Origin of the sequence: Mesorhizobium sp. LNJC391B00 (assembly GCF_000502535.1) — a bacterium.
Classification (GTDB): Bacteria; Pseudomonadota; Alphaproteobacteria; order Rhizobiales; family Rhizobiaceae; genus Mesorhizobium.
The window spans coordinates 461,186-479,508 of record NZ_AYWI01000003.1; the positions used below are offsets into that span (position 1 = coordinate 461,186).

Genomic DNA, 18,323 nt, shown 5'->3' on the forward strand with positions numbered 1-18,323 from the left:
CTACCCGCAGATGAATCCGACATCAAACGCGATTTGACAAAATCAATATTATTGGACTCAAGCGACTCAGGGGCGGCTTCCGCGGCCTTTTCCGCCGCAAAAGGCCTGAAACGCCGACACGAAAAAGCCAGAGGGTGTTGCGATACTGCGTATCGAGGGCCGATCGATTCCGATAGGGTCTCGGCAGCCGGCAGGGGTGGGCATCCCTTCGGTCATACGGCGGATTTGGCGGCGCTTGCTCGCGGCCATCAGCATCGGGGGTCATGATGAAGCAGGTTTTCCTGGCGTTCACGGTGGTGCTTGCGGTTCTTGCCGGTATGGAAGCGCCCGCCAAGGCTGAGCCGACCGTTACCTATGCGCTCGACAACGGGCTGCAGGTGGTGCTGGTGCCCGACCATCGCGTGCCGAAGGTGGTGATGAACCTGCGCTACCGCGTCGGGTCGATGAATGAACCCGCGGGACGCTCGGGCTTTGCGCATCTGTTCGAACATCTGATGTTTTCCGGCACGCCGGCCTGGCCGAACGTGTTCGGCGCGCACGCCGCGCTCGGCAACGAGATCAATGCCTGGACCACCGAAGACGGCACCGTTTATTACGTCGACGGGCTGTCGTCGTCACTGCCGATGATCCTGTCGCTGGAGGCCGACCGCATGGCCAATCTCGGCCGTTCGGTGACTCAGGCCAAGCTCGATCTGCAGCGCTCGGTGGTCAAGAACGAGATGCGCCAGAACGTGCTCGACAAGGCCGGCGCATCCGGCTGGGAAGCTTTCTGGTCCGGGCTGTTCCCGAAGCCGCATCCCTATAGCCGCATGGTCATCGGCTCGGTCGCCGATCTCGATGCGGCGACGCTCGACGATGTCAGGGGTTTCTTCAACAGCTACTATCTGCCCAACAATGCGGTGCTGGTGCTGGTCGGCGACTTGGAGATCGACGACACCAAGGCGCTGATTGCCGACACGTTCGGCCGCGTGGCGCGCGGCGCCGATGTGGCGCGGCCCGCCGTGCCGGCACCGACGCAGGCCCGGCTCAAGCTGGTGCTCGAGGATCGTGTACCAAGCCCCATCGTCGTGGTCGGCTTCAGTGGCCCGGTGGCGCAGTCGCCCGACAATGGTGCGCTCAGCATTGCCGCCGAACTGCTCGGCAACGGCGAATATGGATTTTTGCGCAACCGGCTGGTTTCGCAGTTGGGCATTGCCACCTATGCCAGCGCGAGCTGGACCGGCGGTCTGCTCGGTGGCCGCTTTACCTTCGAGGCGGGTGCCGCCGAAGGTGTGGCGCCGGAAGCGCTGGAAAGCGCGATGAAAACGGCGTTCGCGGATTTCCTGAAGACCCCGCTCGATCCGGTCGATGTCGAGCGTGCGCGCACGGGCATCTTGCAGGCAGCGCGGCTCGGCAGCGAAGCACTGAAGGATCGCGCCGGCGTCGTCTCCTACAATGCCGACGTGCTCGGCGATGCGCAGAGCGCGCTGGTCGACGACCCGCGGGTGAAGGACGCCAGCGTGGCGGATGTCGAGGCCACGATGAAGCGGCTGTTGAAACCGGAAGACGCCAGCGTGCTGGTGCTGAAGCCCGGACCGCGCGGCGGCTATCCCGATGCACTGATCGGCTCGTCCGGCACACCGCAGCCGTTCACCGCGCCGGAGCGAGCGGCGATCGACATTCCGAAGCATGCGGCCGGGCAAGCGCCTTCGGCAACACTGCCCGCCATGGAAACGGCGACGCTCTCGAATGGCATCAAACTCGTCCACTACACAATGCCGGAAGCGCCGATGGTCTATGTCGCGGCCAGTGCCGCCGGCGGCTGGAACAGCGTGCCGGAAGGCAAGGAGGGATTGCTGGAGCTTGCAGCAAGCATGGCGACACGCGGGGCCGCCGATCGCGGCTCGGCTGATTTCGCCAAGGCGGCCAGCGACATCGGCGCCGGCGTCGGCCACCAGGCCGGAACGCTGACCACGATGATGACGCTCGGCGTGCCGCCGGAAAAGCTCGACCAGGGTATTGGCCTGCTCGCCGACGCGGTGCTGAAGCCTCGTTTCGACAAGACCGAATGGACGGTGCTGATGGCGCAGACAGTCGACTGGCTAAACGGCCGCGAGGCGGATCTGCCCGGCGTTGCCGGCCGCATGGCAAAGGCGACGCTGATCCCGCAGGTGCCGGGCAAGGCAGCGGTGGACTGGTCGGCAAAGGCGCTGGCCTCGATCTCGCTCGACGAGGCGAGGGACGCATTCAAGGCGGAGTTCACGCCGAAGGCGGTGACCTTCTACAGCGTCGGCCCGATGCCGGTCGCGACCGTCGCCGCCAGCCTTGAAAAAGCATTTGGCGCGTGGACAAGCGACACCGCCGGCGTGCCGTCGAGCCGTCGCCGGCGGCGCATTTCAACGGGGGACAGAAAGTGCTGCTGGTGCCCGAACCCGGCGCCAGCCAGTCGGCGCTGTTCGTGGCGCGGCCGGCGCCCGGCACCGACGAGAGCGAGCGCGCCGAATCGACCGCGGTCTCCAACCTGCTTGGCGCCGATTTCTCCAGCCGGCTGAATTCGGTGATCCGCGAGGAGAAGGGCTACTCCTATGGCGTGTCGAGCTATCTGATGAGCCCGATGAAGGCCGGCTCGGGATTGGTCGTGGCAACCACCGTCGAGCGCGCCAACACCGGGCCGGCGATTACCGAAATCCTGAAAGGATTTGCCGGCCTGACAACCTTGCCGGTAGCGCAGGACGAGGTCGACCGCACGGTGACCGTCTATCGCCGGGCGCTGGCTGGATCGGCCGAGACGTCGGCTGGTCTGTTCTCCTCGCTGATTGGCGCGGTCGGCAGCGGATCGACGCTGGAGGACCAGCAAACCCGCATGGCGGCGCGCACAAAGCTGACGCTCGATGCGGTTCAGAAACAGGCGCTGGCCCTGGCGTCGCTCGATCCGTCGCTGATCGTGGTGGCGGGCGACCCCGATGTGGTGATGCCGCAGCTTGCCGCGATCGGCCTCAAGGACGTCGAGATCGTCAAGCGTGACGAGGTCGGCGAAGAGACGGCGATGCGGGCGCTCGATCTTCTCGGAGGCAATCGCCAGGCGCCGCTCTCCGCATCGCCATGGCGGGTCGGCGATGGCGGCACGACACGGGCGGTGCATTCCTGTACAGGCGGTAGGGACTGCGGCGCGCAGATCCACGCCGACTGATCGATACGACGCGGCCGCCGGCCGCGTTTAAATCTTGGGCAACTTTGTTTCGGGGGAAACGATGAGCGATTCATTTCGGGAAGTCACATCCGTCTCGTGGTTCGGGCGGATCAAGCGTGCGGTCGGCGGGGTCATCTTCGGCCTTATGCTGATCGTGCTGATGGTGATCGGGCTGTTCTGGAACGAAGGCCGCGCCGTGCAGACGGCGCGCTCGCTGGCCGAAGGTTCTGGAGCGGTGGTTTCGGTCGGCGCCGACAGCGTCGATACCGCCAATGACGGCAAGCTGGTTCATGTCAGCGGACCGGTAACGGCGGACAGCGGCCTGGCGGATCCGGATTTCGGCATTGCGGCGCAAGGGCTGCGGCTGTCGCGGAGCGTCGAGATGTATCAGTGGAAGGAAGAGTCCAAGTCGGAGACGACGAAGAAGCTCGGCGGTGGCGAAGAGACGGTGACCACCTACAGCTATTCCAAGGTGTGGGACGACAGCCAGATCGACTCGTCGGACTTCAAGAAGCCGGACGGCCACCAGAATCCGCCGATGGAAATCCACGGCCGGACCTTCCAGATTCCTGAGGGCAAGCTTGTCGCCTTCGATCTCGATACGCCAGTGCTGGACCGTATCGAGGGTGACAAGGACTATTCGCTCTCAGCCGACCAGTCGGCGGCGATAAAGGCTGCCTATACCGGAACGAAACCGCTCAGCATCGTCGATGGCAAGATTTTTCTCGGCAATGACAACACGACGCCCGCTTTGGGTGACTATCGAATCGGCTACGAACTGGCGCCGCTGGGCGTGATCAGCATCATCGCGCGCCAGGCCGACAGCCGCTTCGAGCCCTACCAGACGCAAGCCGGCGATGCGCTGCTGATGGTCGACACCGGCAACGTCCCGGCCGAAAAGATGTTCGCCGACGCCGTCAGCGCCAACACGCTGATCACCTGGCTGCTGCGCGGCGCCGGCTTGCTGTTGCTGACCATAGGCTTTGCGCTGTTCCTCAGCCCGATCGGGGTGATCCTCGACGTCATACCCTTCCTCGGCAGCATGGCGCGGATGGGCACCGGCATCATCGCCTTCGTTCTGGCGATCCTGGTCGGCACGGTGACGATCGCGATTGCCTGGTTCTGGTACCGGCCGTTGCTGGCGCTCGCCATCCTGGCGGCAGGCGTGATTGCGGCGGTGATTGTCTACCGCATCGGCCGGTCGCGAAGGCCAGCCGTTCCGGTGGTTGCACCTAACCCGGCTGCGGCCGCCTAGATGGTCGGGGCGGCCGGAGCCGCCCCATATCTCTTTGGCGCAATCCGGCCGGAAAACCGCCTCACACTTATCCTGGAATTGCTTTCCTATTTGTCCTCGAAGCCGGTGAGCACGCCGACGGCGTTGATGCCGATCTCCTCGACGGCGTAGCCGCCTTCCATCACGAACAGCGTCGGCAGGCCGAGCTTGGCCATGCGCCGGCCGATCTTCGGATAGTCCGGGCTTTTCAGCTTGAACTGGCTGATCGGGTCCTTCTCGAAGGTGTCGACGCCAAGGGAGACGATGACGATATCGGGGGCGTAGGCGGCGAGCTTGACGCAGGCATCCTCCAGCGAGGCGTTCCAGGCGTCCCAATTGGTGCCGAAGGGCATGGGATAGTTGACGTTGAAACCTTCGCCGGCGCCGGCGCCGCGTTCATCGGCATGGCCGAGGAAGAACGGATACTCGACCATGGGATCGCCATGCAGGTTGAGAACCTGCACGTCGGCGCGTTCATAGAAGATCTCCTGCGTGCCATTGCCGTGGTGGTAGTCGACGTCGAGGATCGAGACGCGTTCGGCGCCCTGGTCGAGGAACCATTGCGCGGCGACCGCGGCATTGTTGATGTAGCAGTAGCCGCCCATGAACCCGGCACCGGCGTGATGGCCGGGCGGGCGGCAAAGCGCGAAGGCCGACCGCTCGCCACCCTTGACCAAGGCCGCCGCCGTCAGCGCCACGTCATAGGACGATTTGATGGCGGTCCATGTGCCTTCGACGAAGGTGGCGCCGGCGTCGAAGGAGTAATAGCCGAGCAAGGCGTCGACGCGCTTGGGTGGCACGTCGCCGCGCAGGCCGCGCGTCGGCCAGGTGAAGGGCATCGCCGTGCCATCGAGGCCGGCGGCCTTCCACGCTGGCCAGACGGTTGGCAGGAAGTCGATATAGTCGGCCTTGTGGATGCGCTTGGCGGCTGTGAGATCGTGCTCGACCGGTCCGATGATCGGCCCCAGCTTCTCGCTCTCGACCCGCGCCTTGATGAACTCGGCCCGCGATGGCTTTTCGAAACCCGGCACGATTGCCGACGTGACCAGTTCCATCTGGCCGGCATGGCCGGCATGAAGCGGCGAATAGACAGTCTTCATGAATTTCCTCTCGAAATAGCGAAATCAGTCAAGGTTGAGATAGGGGGTGACCAGAGCGAGCCACATTCTTTCCACATCGTCCTCGATGAGGTCGTATGTCTTGCGATCCCGCTTCAACCCCACAAGCCGGCAGGCGTGCCCGACATCCATCATCAGCACGCCGAGCCGGCTGGCGATCTTGTCTTCAAGGGCCGGGTTCACATGCTGCAGCCACGCGGCGTAAAGCGCGATGATCTGCTCGTCATATCCGTCTTGGATCGGCCTGAGGTCGGCATTGCCGGATATCGCCTCGATCACCGGCATCAGGGTGGCGTTTTCGAGATATATTCTGGAGGTATCGATGAAGAGCTTGCGCACCTCCTGCCGAAACTCGTCGCGGTTGGTGGGTGGGGTGACCTCGATGCGCCTGGCGATCACCTCGGGAAACGACGACAGCCAGCGCCGGGCGAGGTCGAGGAGAATGGCTTCCTTGTTGGGAAAGTACTGGTAGACCGAACCGACCGACAGGCCCGCGCGCCGGGCAATGGCGAGCGTCGTCGGCGTCTTGGTTCCTTGCTCCCGCGTCAGGGTCAGCGCAGCGTCGAGTATCCTGTCGACCACCTTGCTCGACCGTTCCTGCCGCGGCTGCTTGCGCGGTTCGAGCGCCATCCTGGTTTCGCGGCTGAGACTGCGCTTCACGGATTGATGCCTTCGTTCCCTGCCGGTTTCAACACAGGTCCCGGTCTCAACATTGGCGTGGTGTGTTGTCCACAATACATTCGAAATTCGGCACGTTGACAAACGCGACTAATTAGTCGCATTCTTTTATCCACGCTGTTTCGAGAGATCACAAGGGGAATTTCGAAACAGCGCACTGGCATCAGTTTTCGTCCGATAAAGCCGCTCCGGCGGAGTGGCAGCTTGTCGGACTAGAGGGTTGTCGGTCTCAGCCAGTCGTCAAAAGCGCGGAGTCGCGATGTCTGTCACGGGTGCGGGTCAAAATGCTGATCTGATCGTCATCAATGGTCGCGTGCGGACCATGGACGATGACAATCCCGCCGCCGAGGCGATTGCCGTCAAGGACGGCGCCATCATCGCCATCGGCAACCACGCCGCCATCGAAAAACTCAAGGGAACGACCACAGAGGTGATCGACGCCAAGGGCGGTTCGGTCCTGCCCGGTTTCATCGAAGCCCACATGCATCTGTTCTCGGGAGGGGCCGAGCTCGCGCATCTTCAACTCGGCGGTATCCATGGCTTCGAGGCGCTTCAAAGCGCCATCCGCGACTACGCAACGACGCGGCCCGAGGCGAAAATGCTTGTGGGCCAGGGCGTCGACTACACCGTGCTCGGCGACGAGCGGGTGACACGCCATCATCTCGACGCCATCCTGCCCGACCGCCCCTTCTGCATGGCGGCGCCCGACCACCATACGATGTGGGCCAACACCAAGGCGTTGGAGATGGCCGGCATCCTGAAGGGACGCACGCTCGGCCCGGGCAACGAGATCGTGATGGGTGACGACGGCCTGGCCGCGGGCGAATTGCGCGAGGGCGAGGCCTTCGGTCCGGTGCTCGACCTTGCCGGCGAAAGCCGGGTGCGGTTGGGGCTGTCGACCGGCGGCGAGCCGGACCCAATGCCGTCGGCCGCCGAGCGGGCCGCTGACCGTGACATCATGCGGCGCGGGCTTGCATGGTGCGCGCGCCACGGCATCACCTCGATCCAGAACATGGACGGCAATCTCTACGAACTCGAACTGCTTTCCGAGATCGAGGCCGAGGAGGGATTGCCCTGCCGCGTCAAGATCCCGTTCCACTACAAGAACTTCATGACGCTCGACATGCTCGAGAAGGCGTCCGTCATGGCCGAGCGCTACGACGGCGAGTGGCTGTCATCGGGCATGGTCAAGGTGTTCTATGACGGCGTGCTCGATTCCTGGACCGCTGTTATGGTCGAACCTTATGCGGATCGTCCCGACTGGGTCGGCGAGCCGCTGTTCACGCCGCAGCAATTTATCGATCTCGCCGTGGCTATCGACAAACGCGGGCTGCAGATCGCCGTGCACTCGATCGGTGACGGCGCGGTGCGCGCGGTGCTCGACGGTTACGAGGCGGCGCGGAAGGTCAATGGCAAGCGCGACAGCCGGCACAGGGTTGAGCACATCGAGGTCACCACAGCAGCCGACGTGCCGCGTTTTGCCGAACTCGGCGTCATCGCCTCGATGCAGCCGTCGCATCCGCCCGGAGCCATGGATTTTCCTCTGGAGCCGACGGTGTCACGCATCGGGCCGGCCCGCTGGCCGCTGAGCTATGCCTGGCGCGCCCTGAAAAGCGCCGGCGCCCATGTCGTGTTCGCCTCGGACTGGCCGGTGGCGGCGATCGACCCGATCCTGAGCATTCAGGCGGCAGTGCAGCGCAAACCATGGGCAGAAGGCGATCCTGACCAGAGTTTCTCGCTGCAGGAAGCGATTGCCGCCTACACGGTCGAGGGCGCCTATGCCGAATTCGCCGAGCATCGCAAAGGCGTTCTGAAACCCGGCTACATGGCGGATCTGGTGGTTTTGTCGGCCGATATCGAGAAGACGGCGCCGGCCGATCTGCACAAGCTGCGGCCGGTGACGACGGTCTGCGGTGGCAAGGTCACCTACCAGGCCTGACAATGGCATGCGGCTTGCACAGCTTGCCGCTTGCAAGACGAAATGACCGACTGAACTGTGATTCAATGCCGGACTTGCCAACCTACCGGCCGTGTGGTCACATCGAACAGGGGAAAAGCTCCGCCAGCAAGAGCGGGGTGAACAGTGAGGCGTATCGTGCCGGAAAAACCGGATCGGAATGCAATTGAAGTCGTAAACGTCAGTAAAATTTTCGGATCGGGTGAGGGGCAGGTCGCTGCCCTCGATACGGTCTCGGTATCCATCCGCGAGAATGAGTTCTTCACCCTGCTGGGACCATCCGGCTGCGGCAAGACCACGTTGCTGCGGCTGATTGCCGGCTTCGACTTTCCAACCGCCGGCGAAATCCTCCTCTACGGTCAGGACATCGCGCCGTTGCCGCCCTTCAAGCGGCCGGTCAACACCGTCTTCCAATCCTACGCGCTGTTCCCGCATATGACGGTCGCCGACAATATCGGCTTTGGCCTGGAAATGCTGGGCAAGCCGAAGGCCGAGATCAAGGCGCGCGTCGCCGGGATGCTGAAACTGGTGAAGATGGAGGCGCTGGCGGGTCGCCGAACCAGCCAGATCTCCGGCGGCCAGCAGCAGCGCGTGGCGCTCGCCCGGGCGCTGGCGCCGCAGCCCAAGGTGCTCCTGCTCGACGAACCGCTCTCGGCGCTCGACTACAAGCTGCGCAAGGAAATGCAGATCGAATTGAAGCGGCTGCAGCACGAGACCGGAATTACCTTCATCTTCGTCACCCACGACCAGGAGGAAGCGCTGACCATGTCGGACCGCATCGCGGTGATGTCGTCGGGCAAAATCCTGCAGGTCGGCTCGCCGCGCGACATCTACGACCGGCCGGCCGAGCGTTTCGTCGCCGACTTCATCGGCGAGTCGAACTTCCTCAAGGCGGATGTGGTTAGCGCGACTGGTGGCCGGGCGACGGTGAAGCTGCCGTCTGGTGTGGAAATCCCAGCCTCGCTGCCGGAAGGCTTCAGCCCCAGCGGCAAGGTCACCATCGTCGTGCGTCCAGAGCATGCGCAGTTGGGCACGGCCAGCCCGAGCGCTTCGCTGTCCGGCACCGTCGAAAACATCGTCTATCTCGGCACCGACACGCACTTCCATCTGCGCCTTGCCGGTGGCGAGCCGTTCATCGTGCGGCGTCAGAACAGCCGCGGCGCCGGTGACGGCTTCGTGCAGGGCGGCCAGATCGGCATCATGATCGGCAACGACGCCGCGCAAGTGCTGAAGGACTGATCATGGCGACCGCGGAACAAGTCGCCAAGGCAGCGGAGCGACGCGATGTGCGCGACCGGTGGCTGCTGTCAGCGCCAGCCTTGCTGGTGATCTTCCTCGCCGCGACCGGCCCCTTGCTGATCGTGCTGATCTACTCGTTCCTGACGCCTGGCCCCTATGGCGATGTGAAGTGGCAGTTTTCGCCCGATGCCTGGCTGTCGGTGTTCATGGAACGCGACATTTTCGACGATACGCTTTCGCTTGCGGCAGCGCATGTCACCATCTTCTGGCGCTCGATCAAGCTGGCGGTGATAACGACGATCGCCACTTTGGCATTGGGGTTTCCAACCGCCTATTTCATGGCGACGCGCAGCGAGAAAACCAGGGATCTCTGGCTGTTCCTGATCACCATTCCGTTCTGGACCAACCTTCTGATCCGCACCTTCGCCGTGCTGCAGATCATCCGCAACGAAGGCATCATCAACACCATCCTTATCAAGCTTGGTATCGTCTCAGCGCCGGTGCAGATCCTCTTCACCGACACGGCGATTCTGATCGGCATGGCCTATGTCTATCTGCCGCTGATGGTGCTGCCGATCTATGCCAGCATGGAGAAGCTTGATTTTCGCCTCGTCGAGGCGGGCTACGACCTCTACGCGACCCGATTCAAGGTATTGCGGAAGATCATTTTCCCGCTGGTCAAACCCGGCGTCATTGCCGGCTCCATCCTGGTCTTCATTCCAGCCCTTGGCGCCTATGTGACGCCGAGCGTGCTTGGCGGCGGCAAGAATATGATGCTGTCCAACCTGATCGAATTGCAGTTCGGCCAAGGCCGCAACTGGCCGCTCGGCTCGGCGCTGTCGATCACGGTGATGATCATCGTCATGGTGGCGCTGCTTGCCTATGTGCGCAATGCCGGCAAGTCGGGGACGCGGCATGGCTAAGAACTTTTCCATCAAGCACCAGACCGGCTTCACGGTGATCGCTGCGACCTGTTTTATCGTGCTCTATCTGCCGATCATCGTGCTGGTCGCCTATGCCTTCAACGCGGCGAACTCGACGTCCGAATGGGGCGGCTTTTCGATGCGCTGGTTCCAGTCGGCTTGGCAGAACGTGCAAGTTATCGACGCGACGCTACGCTCGTTCCAGATCGGCGCCGTCGCTGCGGTGCTGTCGACAATCTTTGCCACCATGGCCGCGCTCGCCACCACGCGCACCGCGTCCTATCCGGGCCTCACCTTCAAATATGCGGCGATCAACCAGCCGCTGATGGTGCCCGAGATCGTCACGGGCGTGGCGCTGCTGATCTTCTTCTCGCGCATCAAGATCTTCACCGGCTATTCCGGCATTGGCTATCTGATCGCCGCGCACACGGCGTTCTGCATCCCGTTTGCCTATCTGCCGATCCGGGCGCGGCTGGAAAACATGGACCTGACGCTGGAGCGCGCGGCCGCCGATCTGTACGCGACGCCTTGGAAGACCTTCCGCCGCATCACGCTGCCGCTTTTGTGGCCCGGCATACTGGCCGGACTGATGCTGGCCTTCGTCATCTCGCTCGATGACGTCGTCATCACCGAGTTTGTCAAATCGGGCGGCCAGGATACGCTGCCCACCTACATGCTCGGCCAGATCCGCCGCGGCATCACGCCAGAGATCAACGCGATATCGACCGCCTTCCTGCTGCTTTCGGTCGCGATCGTCACGTTGTTTTTCTTCGTCAGCAGGAAAAGAGACTGAACCGACAAATGGGAGCTAAAACCATGAACTGGAAAACAACGACAGCCGCCATGGGGTTGGCGCTGCTCGCAACGACGAGCCTGGCCCGCGCCGATGGCGAGCTGAACATCTACAATTGGGGCAACTATACCAGCCCCGACGTGATCAAAAAGTTCGAAGCCAAATACAACGTCAAGGTGACCATCACCGATTACGATTCCAACGATACGGCGCTCGCCAAGGTACGCCAGGGCGGCACCGGCTTCGACATCGCCGTTCCGTCGCAAACCTACGTGCCGATCTGGATCAAGGAGGGCCTCGTGCAGGAGACCGATCCGGGCAAGATGGAGAACTTCAAGAACGTGGCGCCGGAATGGGCCAATCCAGACTTCGACCCCGGCCGCAAATATTCCGTGCCGTGGGCGCTGGGCACCGTCGGCGTCGTCGTCAACACCGATGCCTACAAGGGACCAGCCGACAGCTGGGGCATCATCTTCAACACGCCGGACGAGCTGAAGGGCAAGACCAATGTCGTTCCCGAGATGAATGACGTTATCTTCGCGGCGATCAAATATGTCGGCGGCCAGCAGTGCACCGACGACAAGACGGTGCTGAAGAAGGTGCGCGACACGCTTGTCGCGGCCAAGCCGAACTGGATCGCCATGGAATACAACACCATCGAAAAGATGGGCGCCGGCGACTTCAAGGCGACCAGCGACTGGAACGGTTCGGCGCTGCGTCAGCGGCTGGCCAATCCGGCCATCCATTACAATTATCCGAAGGAAGGCTACGGCCTGTGGAGCGATAACGTCGTCGTTCTCAAGGAAGCCAAAAATGTCGAGAACGCCAAGCTGTTCCAGAACTTCATCATGGATCCGGAAAACGCGGCCGGCCTCTCGGCCTTCCACCGTTACGCAAACGCCATTACCGGCTCGGACAGATACATGCCGGCCGATATGAAGGATGCCCCGGAAGTCGTCATTCCGGAGGCTGCGAAGGCACAAGGCGAATTCCAGAAGATGTGCGCGCCTGAGATCCAGGACATCTACACCAAGATCTGGACCGAACTGCAGAAATAACCGCAGTCTGACAGACCCGGCGGCATGCGCCGCCGGGTCTTTTCTTTTCCGGAATGGCTTTCATGGACTCCTATCGCAACAGCGATCCGCGGCCGTCGATCATGCAGGGCTCGCCGCCTCAAATGGTGCTGCCGAAGCTCGACTGGGACCGGCCGCCATGGAATCGCTGGGCCTTCCAACACATCCGCGAATTCCTGCCGACCATCGAGGTCTGGCGCGGTAATGGCCATCGCCATCGTCTTGAGCGCGCAGAGACCGATCTCGACGCGCTGCCGGTGGAAGACAGCAAGGGCCGTCCGACGACGCTCGTTGGCCTGCTCGACGAGACCTACACGGACGGCTTCCTGGTGCTCAAAGACGGCAAGGTCGCCTATGAGCGCTATTTCAACGGCATGGCCGAGCGCACGCTGCATCTGTCGCAGTCGATGGCGAAGTCGGTAACAGGCACCGTGTTCGGTATTCTGGTTGGGCGCGGCTTGATCGACCCGGCCAAACCGGTGAGCGCCTATCTGCCGGAGCTCGGCGCGACCGGCTGGGACGGCGCCAGCGTGCAGCATGTGCTGGATATGACCACCGGCGTGCGGTTTTCCGAGGAATACACCGACCGTTACTCCGACATCGGCCAGGTTGATGTCGCCACGGGCTGGAAGCCGGTGCCGCCGGACAGCGATCCGGATTTCCAATGGCCGCCGCATCTGTTCGAGTTGATCCTGCAGCTGAAGGACAAGGTGCGGCCGCATGGCGCCGCGTTCGAGTACCGCTCGATCGAGACCGACGTGCTTGCCTTCATCATGGAGCGGGTCACCGGTAAACGTCTGGCGCAGCTGGTGTCCGAGGAGCTGTGGCAGAAGCTCGGCGCCGACGAAAGCGCTTGCTTCACGGTCGACAGCGCCGGCTATGCGCTGGCCGATGGCGGCTTCAACGCGACGCTGCGCGATTACGCCCGCTTCGGCCAGCTGATCCTCGACAAGGGCCGCGGCATCGTGCCGGCCGACTGGATCGAGGCGACGCGCAACGGCAAGCATGGGCCGGACTTCAATCCGAGCCTGCCGGAGGGCAGCTATCGCAACCAGTTCTGGATCGAGAATCCGCGCACGCGCGCTTTGATGTGCAGAGGCGTGTTCGGGCAGATGATCCATATCGACTGGGACACCGGCATGGTCGTGGTCAAGCTTTCAAGCTATCCGGATTTCAGCAATGTCGCCTATTCGGTGGCAACGCTGAAGGCGGTGCACGCCATCGCCAAGGCGCTTGGTTGACCCACAACAAACCATCCCTCTGAGGAAACGTTCATGACCGGCAAGACTGCGTTCGAGACCCGCTACGGCTTTGCCCGCAATGAGGTGCTGCTCTCCAACTGGCGCGAAAGCCCGTTCAACCGCTGGTCGTTCCAGAACCTTGGCGAGCTGGTGCCGACCGCTCCCGTGGCGCCGACGCCGGGAAGCGTCGAAGCGCCGGTGCGGGACCTGAGCGGCCTGCTCGGCGAAAAGGTTTCGATCGCCAGCGCCCCGGAAACGGTGGCCGAATTCCTCACACGTTCGAGCAGCGACGCGCTGACGGTGATGAAGGCTGGCAAGGTCATCGGCGACTGGTTCGCGCCCAATATGGATTTCGGCGCCCGTCACATCATCTTTTCGATCAGCAAATCGGTCACCGCGATCATCGCCGGAATACTGGAAGGCGAGGGCGTGTTCGACCCGGAAGCGCCGGTGACCCAGTACATTCCGGAAGCCGCCGGTTCGGCCTATGCCGATGCAAGCTGCCGGCATGTGCTCGATATGAGCGTCAGCCTCGACTTCGAGGAGGCCTATCTCGATCCCGAAAGCGCCTTTGCCCGTTACCGTCGCGCTACGCTGTGGAATCCGGGCGGCGGCACTGAAAGCTTGCGCGAATTCATTCTGACCTTGCAGCGGCTCGAAGAACCGCACGGCAAAACCTTCCGCTACCGTTCGCCCAATTCCGATCTGCTCGGCCTGTTGCTCGAACGAGCTTCCGGCCAGCGCTTCCCGGACCTCATGCGCGAGAAACTGTGGCTACCGCTGGGTGCTGTCAGCGAGGCTTCGATCGGCGTCGACATGGAAGGTACGGCGCGCACCGCCGGCGGCATTTCGGTGACGCCGCGCGACCTGGCGCGTATCGGCGAGATGATGCGGCAGGGCGGCACGGCCAATGGCCGCGGCATCGTGCCAGAAGGCTGGGTGCGCGATACGACCGTTGCCGGCGGCAGCGCGGAGGCCTGGCAGCGCGGCACAATGGTGCATCTGTTCCCAAAGGGCCGTTACCGTAACAAATGGTACCAGACGGGGGCGGCAAACGGCGCCTTCTGCGGCATCGGCATCCACGGCCAATGGCTCTACGTCAACCCGAAGACGGAAGTGGTGATTGCAAAAATGGGGTCGCAGCCGGTGCCTGAAGATTATCCGCTCGAACGCGAGAACGTTGCCTTTTTCGAGGCGCTGAGCGGGATGGTCTGAGGACGAGCCAAAGCAAGGCGCTTTCCTGTGGACCTCTTTGACGCTTGAGAACACTGCGGTTGGCGGGACGGACATCAGCGCCTATGGTCGCCGCTCTTTGCGACAGGGACCAGCATGGCAGCAGACAGCAAACGCATCGCATCCATCATCGCGGCAGAGATCGGGGCGCGGTCGGAGCAGGCATCGGCAGCTATAGGGCTGCTCGATGAGGGCGCGACGGTGCCGTTCGTGGCGCGCTACCGCAAGGAGGTCACCGGCGGGCTCGACGACACGCAATTGCGCGACCTTGCCGAGCGGCTGGCCTATCTGCGCGAGCTCGATGCGCGGCGCGATACGATCCTTGGTTCGATTCGCGAGCAGGGCAAGCTGACCGACGAACTTGAGGCCAAAATTGTGGCTGCCGCCACCAAGGCTGAACTGGAAGACATCTACCTGCCCTACAAGCCCAAGCGCCGCACCAAGGCCGAGATCGCCCGGGAGCGCAGGCTGGGGCCATTGGCGGAGGCTATTTTGGCCAACCGGTCGTTGGTGCCCGCCGAGGCGGCGCTGGCTTATGTGACCGAGGATGTGGCCGACGCCAAGGCCGCACTGGAAGGCGCACGCGACATCCTGTCGGAACAGTTTGCGGAAAATGCCGATCTGGTCGGCAAATTGCGAACCTACATGAAGGAGCGCGCTTTCATGCGTGCCCGTGTCGTCGACGGCAAGCAGGAGGCCGGGGCGAAATTCTCCGACTATTTCGACCATGTCGAGCGTTGGGCAAATGTTCCGAGCCACCGTGCGCTGGCCATGCTGCGCGGCCGCAACGAAGAGGTGTTGTCGCTCGACATCGAGGTCGATGCCGACCATGCCTCGCCGGTGAAGCCGGTCGAGCGGATGATCGCCAATGCCTACGCCATCGGCGGCAGCCTGCCGGGCGACCGCTGGCTGATGGAAGTCGCCGGCTGGACCTGGCGGATCAAGCTTTCGCTGCACCTGACGCTCGATTTGATGCGTGACCTGCGCGAGCGGGCGGAGGAAGAGGCGATCCATGTCTTTGCACGCAACCTCAAGGATTTGCTGCTGGCAGCGCCCGCAGGATCGCGTCCGACCATGGGGCTCGATCCCGGCATCCGCACCGGCGTCAAGGTCGCGGTGGTAGATGGCACCGGCAAGGTGCTGGCGACGACGACGGTCTATCCATTTCCGCCGCGGAACGATGTGCGCGGCACACAGGCGGAGCTCGCCAAGCTCATCCGCCTGCACAAGGTCGAGCTGATCTCGATTGGCAACGGCACCGGCAGCCGCGAGACTGAAAAGCTGGTCGCCGACATGCTGTCCGACATGCCTTCAGATGGTGGGCCAAAGCCGCTCAAGGTGATCGTCAGCGAAGCCGGCGCCTCGGTCTATTCGGCCTCCGCGACAGCGGCGGCTGAGTTTCCCGGGCTCGACGTGTCGCTGCGCGGTGCGGTGTCGATCGCCAGGCGCCTGCAGGACCCGCTCGCCGAACTGGTCAAGATCGAGCCGAAATCGATCGGCGTTGGCCAGTACCAGCATGATGTCGACCAGTACCGGCTTGGCCGCTCGCTGGAGGCGGTGGTGGAGGACGCGGTGAATGCTGTCGGCGTCGATCTCAACACCGCCTCGGCGCCGCTCTTGGCCCGCGTGTCAGGCCTGGGCGCGTCGCTTGCCGATGCCATTGTCGCGCATCGCGATGCGACCGGGCCGTTCGCCAGCCGCAAGGAACTGCTCAAGGTAGCGCGGCTCGGCCCGCGCGCGTTCGAACAGTCCGCAGGCTTCCTCCGCATTGCCAATGGCAGCGAGCCGCTCGACGCCTCGTCCGTCCATCCGGAAGCCTATGGCGTGGCCAAGAAGATCGTCGCTGCCTGCGGTCGCGATGTGCGCTCGCTGATGGGAGACAGTGCCGCGCTCAAGGCGCTCGATCCGCGCGTCTTCGTTGACGAACGGTTCGGCCTGCCGACGGTGCGCGACATCATTGCGGAGCTGGAAAAGCCCGGCCGCGACCCGCGCCCCGGCTTCAAGACGGCGACCTTTGCCGACGGCGTCGACGATATCAAGGATCTGAAGCCCGGCATGCTTCTCGAAGGCACCGTCACCAATGTCGCGGCCTTCGGCGCCTTCGTCGATATCGGCGTGCACCAGGACGGGCTGGTGCATGTCTCGCAACTGGCCGATCGTTTCATCAAGGACGCGCATGAGGTGGTGAAGGCGGGCGATGTGGTGAAGGTGCGGGTCGTCGATGTCGACATCAAGCGCAAGCGCATCGCGCTGTCCATGCGCAAGGACGGCGGCGAGGGCGGGACGCCGAAGGGGCCGCGCGACAATGGCGGCGGCAAGCCGGCGCAACCTTCGCCGATGCCGCAGCGTCAGCCGGAACGATCGGCACAGCAAGGCGCGTTTGGTGCGGCGCTGGCCGATGCCTTGAAGCGGAAGTAGCCTCGGATGGTTCCTTGCAATCGCTAGAGCGTTATCTACCATCCTTGTGTGGAGATACGCGCGATATGGCAAGTTTCGAGAAAGTGAGTGTCCAAGAGTTGGGGCGTCTTTGGGACGAGGGCATGGCGAGTGGCAGTTCGGTCGATGGAGACCAGGCTTTCGCCCGGATCAAAAGCAAGCTCGATGCGAAAGTTGCCGAACGCAAGTCGCAAAAACGCTGCGCTTCCAGCCGGAAACCGTGCCGATGAAGCGGAAGTAGCTACCAGGCCAGAACGGCCGGTTCCTTTTCAACCTGGCCCAGCAGCCAGTCGCGAAAGCTGACGACGGGCGGGTGGCCGCGCTTGTCGTTCGGGACGACGAGGTAGTAGGCGCTGCGGCTTTGCATCGGCTGTCCCGGCGCCGGCACGAGCTGACCGCGCTGCAATTCGCCGGCGATAAGAACTTGAGGCAGGAGCGCGACGCCAAGCCCCGCCATGCAGGCTTGGGCAACGGTGCCGAATTGCTCGAACTGCATGCCGGGTCCGATCGGTGCGCTCAAGCCCTGTTCCTCGAACCATTCGCCCCAGGCCCCGGGACGCGTCGCCATGTGCAGCAGCGGCAGGCGGCTGATGTCGGCCGCCGTGGTGATATCGCGGCTGGCAAGGAAGTCGGGCGAAACCACCGGCATCACGGTTTCGCGCATCAACAATGTGGAATCGGCGTCCGGCCAGTCGGGCTGGCCATGATGGATGGCGGCGTCGAGCCGCTCGCGGGCGAAGTCGAAGCGGCCGATGCGGGTGACAAAGTTGATGGTGATGTCAGGGTTTTCTGCGACGAAATCCGGGATCAGAGGCATCAGCCAGCGCGTGCCGAAGGTCGGCAGTATGGCGAGGTTCAGCATGCCGCTATGCCGATTGCTCATCAATCCGAGCGCGGCGTCGCGCAATTGCCCCAGTGCCGCCCGCACGGCTTCGGCATAGATTTCGCCCGCCGTGGACAGCCGAACATTGCGGCTGTCGCGCTCGAACAGCCGGCGGCCGAACTGTTCCTCCAGAAGGGCTATCTGGCGGCTGACGGCCCCTTGGGTCAAATCGAGTTCCTGGGCGGCAGCGGTGAAGGAGCCAAGGCGGGCCACGGCCTCGAAGGCGGCAAGGGCGCTGGTGCTGGGCAAAAGCCGGCGTTGGACGTTCATGATCCATTACTAAACCTCATTGATCGGTGATGCA

Annotated in this window: 15 protein-coding genes; 12 read left to right on the top strand and 3 right to left on the bottom strand. The window is 63.3% G+C overall.

Translation table 11 applies throughout. The features are described from left to right. The first annotated feature begins 263 nt into the window (after positions 1-263). The 3 genes from X750_RS1000000167505 to X750_RS154785 all read left to right on the top strand — a co-directional run bounded on the left by X750_RS1000000167505 (position 264) and on the right by X750_RS154785 (position 4,424). Positions 264-2,531, top strand: a complete 2,268-nt coding sequence (locus tag X750_RS1000000167505; protein ID WP_023747170.1) for a M16 family metallopeptidase — start codon at positions 264-266, stop codon at positions 2,529-2,531. Continuing rightward, entirely contained in the window at positions 2,432-3,169 is a 738-nt protein-coding gene (locus tag X750_RS1000000166805; RefSeq protein ID WP_348524466.1) for an insulinase family protein, read from the top strand. The genes X750_RS1000000167505 and X750_RS1000000166805 overlap by 100 nt, the downstream gene beginning before the upstream one ends. Before the next feature lie 61 nt (positions 3,170-3,230). Next, positions 3,231-4,424, top strand: coding sequence for a TMEM43 family protein (locus X750_RS154785; protein ID WP_023733427.1), 1,194 nt, complete (start codon positions 3,231-3,233; stop codon positions 4,422-4,424). Positions 4,425-4,510: 86 nt separating this feature from the next. Here the strand turns inward: X750_RS154785 and X750_RS154780 are convergent, their stop codons facing one another. Both X750_RS154780 and X750_RS154775 read right to left on the bottom strand, forming a co-directional pair. Beyond that, positions 4,511-5,542, bottom strand: a complete 1,032-nt coding sequence (locus X750_RS154780) for a histone deacetylase family protein (protein WP_023747172.1) — start codon at positions 5,540-5,542, stop codon at positions 4,511-4,513. 24 nt (positions 5,543-5,566) lie between these two features. Next, entirely contained in the window at positions 5,567-6,220 is a 654-nt protein-coding gene (locus X750_RS154775) for a TetR/AcrR family transcriptional regulator (RefSeq protein ID WP_023703965.1), read from the bottom strand. A gap of 277 nt (positions 6,221-6,497) precedes the next feature. On the opposite strand from X750_RS154775, the gene X750_RS154770 reads away from it, so the two are divergent. The 9 genes from X750_RS154770 to X750_RS1000000165695 all read left to right on the top strand — a co-directional run bounded on the left by X750_RS154770 (position 6,498) and on the right by X750_RS1000000165695 (position 17,366). Next, positions 6,498-8,177: an amidohydrolase gene (locus X750_RS154770; protein WP_023703964.1), complete on the top strand. Its 1,680-nt coding sequence runs from the start codon at positions 6,498-6,500 to the stop codon at positions 8,175-8,177. A gap of 156 nt (positions 8,178-8,333) precedes the next feature. After that, positions 8,334-9,434, top strand: a complete 1,101-nt coding sequence (locus X750_RS154765) for an ABC transporter ATP-binding protein (protein WP_023703963.1) — start codon at positions 8,334-8,336, stop codon at positions 9,432-9,434. A 2-nt stretch (positions 9,435-9,436) separates the two neighbouring features. After that, positions 9,437-10,357, top strand: a complete 921-nt coding sequence (locus X750_RS154760) for an ABC transporter permease (protein WP_023703962.1) — start codon at positions 9,437-9,439, stop codon at positions 10,355-10,357. After that, positions 10,350-11,150: an ABC transporter permease gene (locus X750_RS154755; protein ID WP_023671766.1), complete on the top strand. Its 801-nt coding sequence runs from the start codon at positions 10,350-10,352 to the stop codon at positions 11,148-11,150. Before X750_RS154760 ends, X750_RS154755 begins: the two co-directional genes overlap by 8 nt. A 23-nt stretch (positions 11,151-11,173) precedes the next feature. Further along, on the top strand, positions 11,174-12,208 hold the full coding sequence (locus X750_RS154750; protein WP_023703961.1) for an extracellular solute-binding protein: 1,035 nt from the start codon (positions 11,174-11,176) through the stop codon (positions 12,206-12,208). 62 nt (positions 12,209-12,270) lie between these two features. Beyond that, on the top strand, positions 12,271-13,467 hold the full coding sequence (locus X750_RS154745; protein WP_023691711.1) for a serine hydrolase: 1,197 nt from the start codon (positions 12,271-12,273) through the stop codon (positions 13,465-13,467). A gap of 33 nt (positions 13,468-13,500) precedes the next feature. After that, positions 13,501-14,682, top strand: coding sequence for a serine hydrolase (locus X750_RS154740; protein WP_023747173.1), 1,182 nt, complete (start codon positions 13,501-13,503; stop codon positions 14,680-14,682). Positions 14,683-14,796: 114 nt separating this feature from the next. After that, positions 14,797-17,118: a Tex family protein gene (locus X750_RS154735; RefSeq protein ID WP_023747174.1), complete on the top strand. Its 2,322-nt coding sequence runs from the start codon at positions 14,797-14,799 to the stop codon at positions 17,116-17,118. A gap of 65 nt (positions 17,119-17,183) precedes the next feature. Further along, entirely contained in the window at positions 17,184-17,366 is a 183-nt protein-coding gene (locus tag X750_RS1000000165695; RefSeq protein ID WP_023820690.1) for a hypothetical protein, read from the top strand. 11 nt (positions 17,367-17,377) lie between these two features. On the opposite strand, the gene X750_RS154730 is transcribed toward X750_RS1000000165695, so the two are convergent. Then, complete coding sequence (locus X750_RS154730; RefSeq protein ID WP_023686321.1) at positions 17,378-18,289, bottom strand: LysR family transcriptional regulator; 912 nt, start codon at positions 18,287-18,289, stop codon at positions 17,378-17,380. Between the last annotated feature and the right edge of the window lie 34 nt (positions 18,290-18,323).